The sequence below is a fragment of the Pseudomonas sp. FG86 genome, assembly GCF_057808775.1.
Genome location: NZ_JBMDIS010000084.1, coordinates 18516 through 27613, shown reverse-complemented (window position 1 = coordinate 27613; position 9098 = coordinate 18516). Strand labels below are relative to the sequence as shown.

Below are 9098 nucleotides of genomic sequence, written 5' to 3'. Positions count from 1 at the left end.
CGAAAAACGTCAACGATAACGCGTGCTTCCTGAATGAACGCGGCGCCTGTGAGTTTTTCGCGAGCAAGAACTAGGCATCCCCCTCGCTCCTACAAAAAAGCCTTAGCTGACGGGCATCAGGCTTCAGTCGGTGATAAAGCGCACGCCTGGCTTGGCGCGCTCATCCACCACCAGCTCGAAAACATCCGGCCGGGCGTAATGCCCTACCACGTCGTAGTCATACCGCGCGCGCACCAAATCGTCAGTGTCGATCTGCGCGGTCAGCAGCCCCGCCTCCCCCAGCAACGGCCCAGCCAGGATGTCGCCCATAGGGCCGATAATCACGCTGCCACCTGCGATCAACGGGCGCTCTGAAGGCCAGTTGGCAACCTCGATGCCCAGCGCCTGAGGCGAAGCCTGCACCTGGCACGCACTGACCACAAAGCAACGCCCTTCGTGCGCCACATGACGCATGCTCACCTGCCACATCTCACGCTCGTCCACCGTCGGCGCGCACCACACTTGCACGCCCTTGGCGTACATCGCCGTACGCAGCAGCGGCATCATGTTTTCCCAGCACACCGCGCCGCCGACCCGCCCTACCGCCGTGTCGATCACCGGCAAGGTGGAGCCATCGCCCTTGCCCCAGATCAAACGTTCGGTGCCAGTGGGCATCAGCTTGCGGTGCTTGGCCACCAGACCGCCAGACGGTTCGAAATACAGCACGGTGCAATACAGGGTGCTGCCACTGCGCTCGATCACACCCAGGACCAGGCTCGCGCCGGTACGGGCCGACAACCCCGCCAGCGCCTCGGTCTCGGTGCCCGGCACATCGATGGCATTGGCGAAATAACGCGCAAAGGCTTCGCGCCCCTCGGGCAGGCGATAACCCAGTTGCGTGCCGAAACCTTCACCTTTGGGGTAACCGCCCAGGAGCGCCTCCGGCATCACCACCAGTTGCGCGCCGCTGCGCAGGATTTCGTCTTCATAAGCCAGGATTTGCGCGAGGGTCTCGCCCTTGCCGCCCGGCAAGGCACCGATTTGCAATGCAGCCACAATAGAAACAGGCATCACGATCATTCCAAGTAGTGGGGGGTTGCCCATTCTCGGGCCAGGCTCGATCATGAATAAAGCCCACTTCAGTGCTAAATGATATGAGCCAAATGAATATCGCCCAGGTCGACCTGAACCTGCTGAAAACCTTCGAAGCCCTGCACGATGAGTCCAGCGCCAGCCGCGCGGCGTTGCGCCTGGGTGTGACGCAATCGGCCATCAGCGCGGGGTTGCGCCGCTTGCGCGAACTGTATGGTGATCAGTTGTTCGTGCGTACCGGCCGGGGCCTGGCGCCGACCTTGCGCGCCAATCAACTCAAGCCGGTGATCAGTGAGGCACTGGACCGTTGCCGACAAAGCCTGGCGATGACCCATCCGGATAACCCGAACTATCAAGGGCGATCGATCGTGGTGGGACTGTCCGACGACTTCGAGATCGCCTATGGCCGTCGGCTGATGGACGTCATCGCACAGCGTCTGCCGAAACTCAGGGTGATCTTCCGTCAGACCCACAGCCAGATCGTCGCCGGCGCCCTGCTCGATCGCACCCTGGACCTGGCGATCACCGCCGGCGGGTTTGCCGAACGCAGGCTGAGCAGGCTAGTACTGGGGGAAGGTGATTATCGCTGCCTGGTGGACGCCCACAGCCTGGCGCCGGGCCAGCACGGCATCAGCCTGGCGGAGTTCGTGGCGCGTGAGCACATCCTGGTGTCGTCGGGCGGGTTTATCGGGATCACCGATGAGGGGCTGGCGGCACAGGGGTTGAGCCGCCAGGTGTGCGCCTCGACCAGCCATTTTGCCGCACTGCCATTCCTGCTCAAGGGCAGCCAGGCAGTGGCAACCATTCCCGGGCATGCGGCCGAGGCCATCGCCGGCCTCACCGGGCTTTGCGTACTGCCCTGCCCGCTGGCGCTGCCCCGCTACCCGGTGGAACTGGGCTGGCGTACACAGGCCCAGTTAGACCCGCTGCTGCTCAAGGTGCGCGAAGCGATCAGCGCCAGCTTTACTTGGCCGCCATCAGCTTGTTGACTTCACTGCGCACCATGTTCGAGAACTCCGGCGGCGACATGCCGTCAAGTTCCGCGCGTACCCATTCAGCCCACTTGCCCTTGCGCTTGGCACGTTCGCCGAACAACCGGGCGGCTTCGCCCTTGGCCTTGCCCAGGTTACTTTGCCACAGGTCGTAGAGACGGGACTTTTCATCTTCCAGCTCGGCGCGTTCGGCGAGGGTCTTGTTGGCGAGATTGAAGCTCATGTTGAATTACCTGCTGCACAAATAGGTGACATCTTACACTGTAGGTCGAAATTTCCTGATTCAGATTTTGCCCAGAACCCGTGCCTGGCAAAAAAACTGCAACTTTTGCCATCGCCCGGCACTCCATTGTTCACTGTCACATTTACCTGCAAGGAGTCACACAATGGCCCGCAAAACCGCTGCCCAAGCTGTTGAAGATCAAATCAAGGATCAAGCCTTCAGCGAACTCACGGCGCTGATCGAAGAATCGGACAAACTGCTCAAGAGCAGCGCCTCGCTGGTGGGCGAAGAAGGTGAAACCCTGCGCGAGCAGGTCGCCATCAAACTCAAGCAAGCGCTGGACTCGGTGTCCAACGTGCGCGAGCGCAGTAAGCCGGTGGTCGATGCCACCGAGACCTACATCGGTGGCCACCCATGGCAGACCGTGGCTATCTCGGCGGGTTTCGGCCTGGTCGTCGGCCTGTTGCTTGGCCGCCGTAACTGATGCGCCAGGGGCTGCGCCCTTGGCGCGGCCCCTTTCAGTCTTCGAGCAACGCCTGCAACTGCGCCAGGTCCTGCGCTTGCAGTTCAATCCCCTGCTGTTGCGACTTCGCCCGCGTGCGATGACGTCGATCCCCCGGTAAACGCCGCAACCCCACCGCATGCATCTGCCGCACCAGTTCCTGGCTGCGCTCGGCAAAGCTTTGCCCAGCCGTTTTGCTCGGGTCGATAACAATCAGCAATTGCCCGGTCCAGGGGGTACGCGCGCCTGGGTGATCGGCCCAGTTGAACTCGAAGGAGAAGTTGCCCCCGGTCAGGGCGGCGGCCAGCAATTCGACCATCATCGACAACGCCGAACCCTTGTGCCCGCCGAAGGGCAACAGCGCGCCGCCTTCCAATACGGCCTTGGGGTCCTGGGTCGGCTGACCGAGGCTATCGACGCCCATGCCCGGCGGCAATCGCTCGCCCTTGCGCGCGGCAATCTGTACGTCGCCATGGGCAATAGCGCTGGTGGCCAGGTCGAACACGATGGGCAAGCCGTCGGCACGGGGGGCGGCAAAAGCGATGGGATTGGTGCCGAACAGTGGCCGATCGGCGCCATGGGGCACCACGCAGGTCATGCTGTTGACCACGCTCAACGCCACCAACCCTTCCTCGGCAAAGGGCTCGACGTCCGGCCACAGTGCCGCGAAGTGATGGGAGTTATGGATGGCCAGCAGCGCAATGCCGGCGCTGCGGGCCTTGTCCACCAGCAGTGCACGGGCCGCTTCAAGGGCCGGCTGGGCGAAGCCGTTGCAGGCGTCCACCCGCACGAAGCCGGAGGCGACATCCGTGACCACGGGCGTGGCTTTGCCATCGACCCAACCGCTGGCCAGCGTGCTCAGGTAGCCGGGAATGCGGAAGATTCCGTGACTGTGCGCGCCGTCGCGCTCGGCGCTGGCGCAATTGCGCGCCAGGATCGAGGCAACCTCAGGCGAGGTGCCGTGTTTCACGAAGATGGCATGCAGCAACCCCACCAGGTCATTGAAACCAATGAACACTGAAGGACTGTCAACTATCGGGGACTGGGCAGACATCTGTAGCTCCGATTTTGTAATTGGAAGAGACAACAAGAATCCAGACCGTTGATTAAACAACGCCCCCTGTGGCTGCTGTCAACGGGCGCTTCAGTTATCTATCGCCATATGCCCTGTGGCGAGCGGGCTTACTGTGAGCGAGCTCGTTGTGGCGAGCGGGCTGGTTGTGGCGAGCGGGCTTGCCCCGCGTTGGGGCGCGAAGCGGCCCCATTACAAGCGATGTATTTTTAACTGACACACTGCGGTGCCTGGTTTTGGGGCTGCTGCGCAGCCCAACGCGGGGCAAGCCCGCTCGCCACAACAAGCTCGATCACCACAACAAGCCTGCTCACCACAACAAGCTCGATCACCACAACAAGCCTGCTCGCCACAACAGCCCCATCTGCCGGGCGTTAAGGTTGATCAGCCATGGCCGTTCCGGTGCCTCGCAACACAGGGATGGTAGGAGTGACGGACTCATACCCCCAGTTTTCTCGGCTTTCAAACGAGAATAAATTCCAATTGAAGTGCAATTGCCATCATGGCTGTTCTCGCTATCCGGCTGTGGAGGTTAGAATGTGGGAAATCAGGATGAGTTAATGAGCGAAAAGTCCCTTTCAGAAGCCGAATATGACGCCATCACCGACGCCGCCGCGCATTGGTGCATGCGTATGCATGCGAGTGATTGCACGTCGGGCGAACGGCAGGCCTTTCAGCAGTGGCACGACGCTCATCCGCTGCATGCGTTCGAATACGCAGCGATGCTGGAAATCTGGGACGTTGCCGATCATTTGCCACGCAATGAGGCGGCCTCGGCGGGGATGCCGCTCAAACCACGCAGCCGGCTGCGCACCTATGCCGTTGCCGCAGCGATCAGCCTCGCGGCCCTGCCCCTGGTAGCCTTTACCGGCTGGGAAGCGGGTTGGCTACCCAGCTCCTATGAGCGCTTCGAGGCCACCAACGGCTTACGCCAGGTCACATTGGGCGATGGCAGCCAGGTGGAACTGAACCTCGGTACCGAACTGGTCTACAGCCACTACAAGGACCATCGCCAGGTCACGCTGAAAAAAGGCGAGGCGTTTTTCAAGGTCAGCCATGACCGCGCCCATCCTTTTATCGTGCAGGCTGGCGAAGGCCAGGTGCGAGTCACCGGCACGCAGTTCAATGTCTGGAAATATGACGACCAGGTACGGGTGATGCTGCTCGAAGGCTCGGTACAGATTTCCAGCGACAAGACGCATGGCAGCGTGCCACTGACGCCAGGCATGCAGGCCAGCTACCAGCAGGGCGATGCCACCCCTCGAATCAGTTCGATGAACCCCAACGACTCCGCCCTGGCCTGGCGCCAGGGCAAGCTGGTGCTCGACAACCTGGCCCTGGCCGATGCCCTGCCCCTGATCAATCGCTACCTCAACAAGCCGGTCATGCTGGCGGATGCCAACACCGGGGCAATCCGCATCGGTGGCATCTACAACACCAGTGAAGTCAATAGCCTTATCCCTTCCCTGCCCAAGGTACTGCCGGTCTACCTGACCCAGAACCAGGACGGCAATCCCGTCCTCAACGCCATCCCGCGTAAAGCCCCCAAAGGCTGAACCCTGCGTTTGCACAGGCAGGCTCGCTTGCGCCTGCCGTGTCCATTTTTGAAACACCTCCCGCCCCTGGACTGCCCGTGCTGAGCGACTTCATCGTTTTGTCATGTTCGGTGTTACAGCACTGATACAACCAGGTGAAGCGTTTTTGCTGTGCTCGGGTCCGTGTGCACCTGGGCCATGGTGTTTCAACCATGAAACAACGCAGCCACTACTTTGCCCGCCAACAGCCATAAGCCATTGAATAATAAACAATATTAAAAAACGGCACGCCTTCTGCTCTATTCCTCACAGCGCTGTTTAGGGTCAGCGCGAAGAAAAAAGGAATACTGCCGTGGTCACTCACACTTCGGGCTCATTGAGCCTTCTGCTGATCAGCTGCGTACTCGGTGCCAGCGTGAGCGCTCCAGTGCTCGCCGAAGGTGACGGTGTGATCGTGACGGGCCGCGACGTACAAGGCCACATGTACGGTCGACCTTCATTCGGTAAAGACCCCTACCCCACCACTGCCAACGCCAATCCAAGCCGCGAGATCATAAGCACCACAGGCGAACTCAGCGACATGGACATCGGCGGCATCAGCAGCGGCTCGAGCATTACCCGCGCGGTCCTGCCTGGCGGCAATATCCCTGGCCTCAACAACACCCAAGGCAGTGTATCGACACTCGGTTCCGGGACAGCGGTCAGCCACGGTGCCGGCGCCGCCATAGGCGGGCAGATCAGTGATTCGATCCAGCGTGGCATGGCGCCGTTGAACAACCTCGGCAGCATGATGGGGGGCAAATAATGAATCGTTCCCTGCTTATTCTGGCCCTGCTGGGCAGCGCCTCGGCCCTGGCCGACAACACGGCGGTAATCACCAATAGCGGCCAAGCCTACAACGGCAACCTGATGATCAACCAGGCCGCCGGCGACCAACAGCAAACCGCCAACAACCGCGCCGTCGCACTCGGTGGCCAGGCCACCACCCGCAATCTCCAGAACCTGGACGGCAAGGTCGACCCCTCCCTGAATGCCAAGGCGGCAATCGAGGGCACTTCTTTTACCAATGGCAACGGCATGTTGGGCATCAACCAGTCAGCCGGGGCCAATAACCAATCAATCAATGCCGTGCGGATCAGCATCAACCCTGGCCCGCAAAGCATCGACGACAGCGTCCTGTTGCAACAGAACACGACGACGCTGGCAACCGACTCAGGGCTCACCCCCACCACTGGCAGCCGCCAGGTCGTGACAAGCGACCAGGCCTTCACCGGCAGCCGAGGAGTGATTCAGGTGAACCAGAGTGCTGGGGTGGGGAACCGAGTGGCTAACACCCTGGGCATCACTATCAAGTAAACGCTTGGTAGCACACGTTAGACCGTACCAACACTTAACCAACTAATTAGAAGCAAGGAGAAACACCATGAAACCTCAAATGGCTCTGAAACCACTGGTTTTCGCTCTGGCTGCGCTCATGGCTGCTGCTGCTCAAGCAGGTGGTGGTGGCTGGCACCCTGCGCCTCAACCAACCGGGGTTGTTGCCTCTGTTGTGACGGATGTACAAAACAGCGTAGGCAACAAGTTCGATGACACCAAAACCGAAAACAATGCCTCTGCCGATAACTCGGTTAATGGCAACAGCGGTAACACCGGGGTTAACGTTCAAGCAGGCAGTGGCAACCAGGCCGACAACTCCGCCGCCATCTCCAGCGCCAAAGGTGACTTTGCAACAGTCTTCGCTGTCGTCGATGTCAATCAAAACAGCGGGCTGAACAACTTCGTCAACAAAGGCACCCAGAACAACGCCTCCCTGGACAACTCGGTTAACGGCAACTCCGGCAACCTGGGCTACAACGGCCAGGCCGGCCAAGGTAACCAAGGTAAAAACAACCTGGCGATCACCACTGCCGATGGCAAAAACATCGCAGCGGCCGCCAACACCGAGCAAAACTCGCTCGCCAACAACTACCTCAACACCGCCGCCACCAGCCACGGGTATGGCCATGGCAGCAAACCTCAGTACGTGTCGAACAACTCCAGCCTCGACAACTCGGTTAACCGCAACTCCGGCAACGTAGGTGTGAACATACAATCCGGCGCCGGCAACCAAGGCAGCAACAGCCTGTCGATCGGTCAAGGTTGCACCGTCTGCGCCAGCGGCGTGCGCTTCTGATCCAACGGGGCCTTGGCAACAAGGCCCTTTTTATTCCAGTGTCCGACAGGTCATACGATCATGCGCCTCGCGACCCTTAGCCTCTTGATGTTGCTCACCGGCCCAACCTGGGCAGGCACCATGGCAATCTCCGCCATGCCCGGCGGTGCAGTCATCTACAAGAAGGTCGAGAGTATCCGCGAGCGCCGGTTCGCCAACCTGGTGGAACAGAAAACCGATTTCAGCTGCGGTGCTGCGGCACTCGCCACCATTCTGCGCCAGGGTTACTGGCTGGACGTCGACGAAGACCACGTCATCAAAGGCATGCTGGTCAATGCAGACCAGGACCTGGTACGTACCCAGGGCTTTTCCATGCTGGACATGAAGCGCTACCTCGAAAGCATCGGCATGCGTGCCCGGGGTTACAAGATCGGACCAGAAACCCTGGTGACCGTGAAGATCCCCGTGGTGGTGCTGCTGGAGATTCGTGGCTACAAGCACTTCGTGGTGATGCAGCGCGCGGACAAGGACTGGGTCTATATCGGCGACCCGGTACTGGGCCACAAGCGCTATTCGCGTGACGACTTCCTCAAGGGTTGGAATGGCATCGTCTTCGCCGTGCTGGGTGAAGGTTATGACAAGGCCAACGCCTTGCTCGACCCGCCCACGCCGCTGACCGCCAAGAACAAGTTGAATGAGTTCAGGCCGGTAGGCGATGCCGAGCTGATGGATTTCGGTTTCATCCAGAGCGACTTCTTCTGAAGAAGCGCATAAGGGGCAGGACGCTCCAGGAGCTGAAGATGAACACTTCCCGTTGGCTGACGGTCCTGTGTCTGACAGCCTCAATACCCGCTTATGCTTCATCGGGGTTCAAACCCATCGAACTCAAGGATTCGGAAATGGCCGAACTGCGCGGCCGCTATGTGATGCCGGGGCGAATCATCAGCTTCGGTATTGTCATGAGCAGTACCTGGACCAACGCCGTGGGCGACACCATCACCGGCAAGGCCAGCATGCAGATCGACTCAGCGACCATTACCCCACAATTCTACGTGCAGACCACCGGCTCCACCGGTACCGGCACCCACCAGAACACCGGCACCGGTAATGTCGTCGGCGGCGCGGGCCTGGGCACAGGCACGGGCGTGACCCAAAGCGTACGCACCGCCGGCGACGGCAACACCGCTTACAACAATGTCGGTATCAACGTCACTGAAAACGGCTTTGCACCGTCCAACATCGTCCAGTCCGGGCAAGTGCTGGTAGCCGGCGGCACTGTGACCGGCGACAGCGCGGCAGGCCGTGTGAGTGTCTCGGCCAACAACGGCGGCTTGCAGATGGCGATTCAGGCCAACCATAACCAAGGCAATAGCCTCCAGCAGATCGGCGCCGGCCAAGTGCTGCAAGGCACGGTGTTGACCGGCAATACCAACTTCGTCAACAACATGACCCAACTCAACGTGGTAATGGGCAATAACGGACTGAACAACCCGGCGTTGAACTGCAATCTGGATCAACTCAAAGGCCTGCGCACTCTCGGTTATTGAACTA

11 protein-coding genes are annotated in these 9098 nt (G+C 60.3%); 8 read left to right on the top strand and 3 right to left on the bottom strand.

Translation table 11 applies throughout. The features are described 5' to 3' along the window. Window positions 1-123: 123 nt before the first annotated feature. A complete protein-coding gene (locus tag ACODSV_RS30200; protein ID WP_150056116.1) occupies window positions 124-1050 on the bottom strand; it encodes a carbon-nitrogen hydrolase family protein in 927 nt (308 codons plus the stop codon). A 92-nt stretch (window positions 1051-1142) separates the two neighbouring features. Here ACODSV_RS30200 and ACODSV_RS30195 point away from each other — a divergent pair, with 92 nt between their 5' ends. Further along, window positions 1143-2060 (top strand): LysR family transcriptional regulator, encoded by a 918-nt coding sequence (locus tag ACODSV_RS30195; protein WP_102624564.1) that lies wholly within the window; start codon window positions 1143-1145, stop codon window positions 2058-2060. Here the strand turns inward: ACODSV_RS30195 and ACODSV_RS30190 are convergent. Then, window positions 2035-2286, bottom strand: coding sequence for a hypothetical protein (locus tag ACODSV_RS30190; protein WP_024075823.1), 252 nt, complete (start codon window positions 2284-2286; stop codon window positions 2035-2037). The two genes, ACODSV_RS30195 and ACODSV_RS30190, sit on opposite strands and share 26 nt — an antisense overlap. Before the next feature lie 163 nt (window positions 2287-2449). Between ACODSV_RS30190 and ACODSV_RS30185 the strand changes: the two genes are divergently transcribed. Continuing rightward, entirely contained in the window at window positions 2450-2770 is a 321-nt protein-coding gene (locus ACODSV_RS30185; RefSeq protein ID WP_016979401.1) for an ElaB/YgaM/YqjD family protein, read from the top strand. Between the two features lie 34 nt (window positions 2771-2804). On the opposite strand, the gene ACODSV_RS30180 is transcribed toward ACODSV_RS30185, so the two are convergent. After that, window positions 2805-3842: an Ldh family oxidoreductase gene (locus ACODSV_RS30180; protein ID WP_069075835.1), complete on the bottom strand. Its 1038-nt coding sequence runs from the start codon at window positions 3840-3842 to the stop codon at window positions 2805-2807. Between the two features lie 578 nt (window positions 3843-4420). Here ACODSV_RS30180 and ACODSV_RS30175 point away from each other — a divergent pair. The 6 genes from ACODSV_RS30175 (at window position 4421) to fapE (ending at window position 9094) form a co-directional block, all read left to right on the top strand. Continuing rightward, entirely contained in the window at window positions 4421-5416 is a 996-nt protein-coding gene (locus tag ACODSV_RS30175; RefSeq protein ID WP_150055859.1) for a FecR family protein, read from the top strand. 331 nt (window positions 5417-5747) lie between these two features. Further along, window positions 5748-6200 carry a fibril amyloid chaperone protein FapA gene (gene fapA / locus ACODSV_RS30170; protein ID WP_150055860.1) on the top strand — a complete coding sequence of 151 codons (453 nt, stop codon included), beginning with the start codon at window positions 5748-5750 and terminating at the stop codon, window positions 6198-6200. Then, a complete protein-coding gene (gene fapB / locus ACODSV_RS30165; RefSeq protein WP_150055861.1) occupies window positions 6200-6751 on the top strand; it encodes a fibril amyloid subunit FapB in 552 nt (183 codons plus the stop codon). Before fapA ends, fapB begins: the two co-directional genes overlap by 1 nt. Before the next feature lie 67 nt (window positions 6752-6818). After that, window positions 6819-7568, top strand: a complete 750-nt coding sequence (gene fapC / locus ACODSV_RS30160; RefSeq protein ID WP_150055862.1) for an amyloid-like fimbrin subunit FapC — start codon at window positions 6819-6821, stop codon at window positions 7566-7568. A 60-nt stretch (window positions 7569-7628) separates the two neighbouring features. Next, complete coding sequence (locus ACODSV_RS30155; protein WP_069075830.1) at window positions 7629-8309, top strand: C39 family peptidase; 681 nt, start codon at window positions 7629-7631, stop codon at window positions 8307-8309. Window positions 8310-8347: 38 nt separating this feature from the next. Next, window positions 8348-9094 carry a fibril amyloid subunit FapE gene (gene fapE / locus ACODSV_RS30150; protein ID WP_150055863.1) on the top strand — a complete coding sequence of 249 codons (747 nt, stop codon included), beginning with the start codon at window positions 8348-8350 and terminating at the stop codon, window positions 9092-9094. Window positions 9095-9098 lie beyond the last annotated feature (4 nt).

Bases quoted from the DNA above. Each gene is read 5' to 3' on its own strand.
- ACODSV_RS30175 (WP_150055859.1), top strand. From the start codon at position 4,421: ATGAGCGAAAAGTCCCTTTCAGAAGCCGAATATGACGCCATCACCGAC.
- ACODSV_RS30185 (WP_016979401.1), top strand. From the start codon at position 2,450: ATGGCCCGCAAAACCGCTGCCCAAGCTGTTGAAGATCAAATCAAGGAT.
- fapC (WP_150055862.1), top strand. From the start codon at position 6,819: ATGAAACCTCAAATGGCTCTGAAACCACTGGTTTTCGCTCTGGCTGCG.
- fapB (WP_150055861.1), top strand. From the start codon at position 6,200: ATGAATCGTTCCCTGCTTATTCTGGCCCTGCTGGGCAGCGCCTCGGCC.
- ACODSV_RS30155 (WP_069075830.1), top strand. From the start codon at position 7,629: ATGCGCCTCGCGACCCTTAGCCTCTTGATGTTGCTCACCGGCCCAACC.
- ACODSV_RS30190 (WP_024075823.1), bottom strand. From the start codon at position 2,286: ATGAGCTTCAATCTCGCCAACAAGACCCTCGCCGAACGCGCCGAGCTG.
- fapE (WP_150055863.1), top strand. From the start codon at position 8,348: ATGAACACTTCCCGTTGGCTGACGGTCCTGTGTCTGACAGCCTCAATA.
- ACODSV_RS30180 (WP_069075835.1), bottom strand. From the start codon at position 3,842: ATGTCTGCCCAGTCCCCGATAGTTGACAGTCCTTCAGTGTTCATTGGT.
- ACODSV_RS30200 (WP_150056116.1), bottom strand. From the start codon at position 1,050: ATGCCTGTTTCTATTGTGGCTGCATTGCAAATCGGTGCCTTGCCGGGC.
- ACODSV_RS30195 (WP_102624564.1), top strand. From the start codon at position 1,143: ATGAATATCGCCCAGGTCGACCTGAACCTGCTGAAAACCTTCGAAGCC.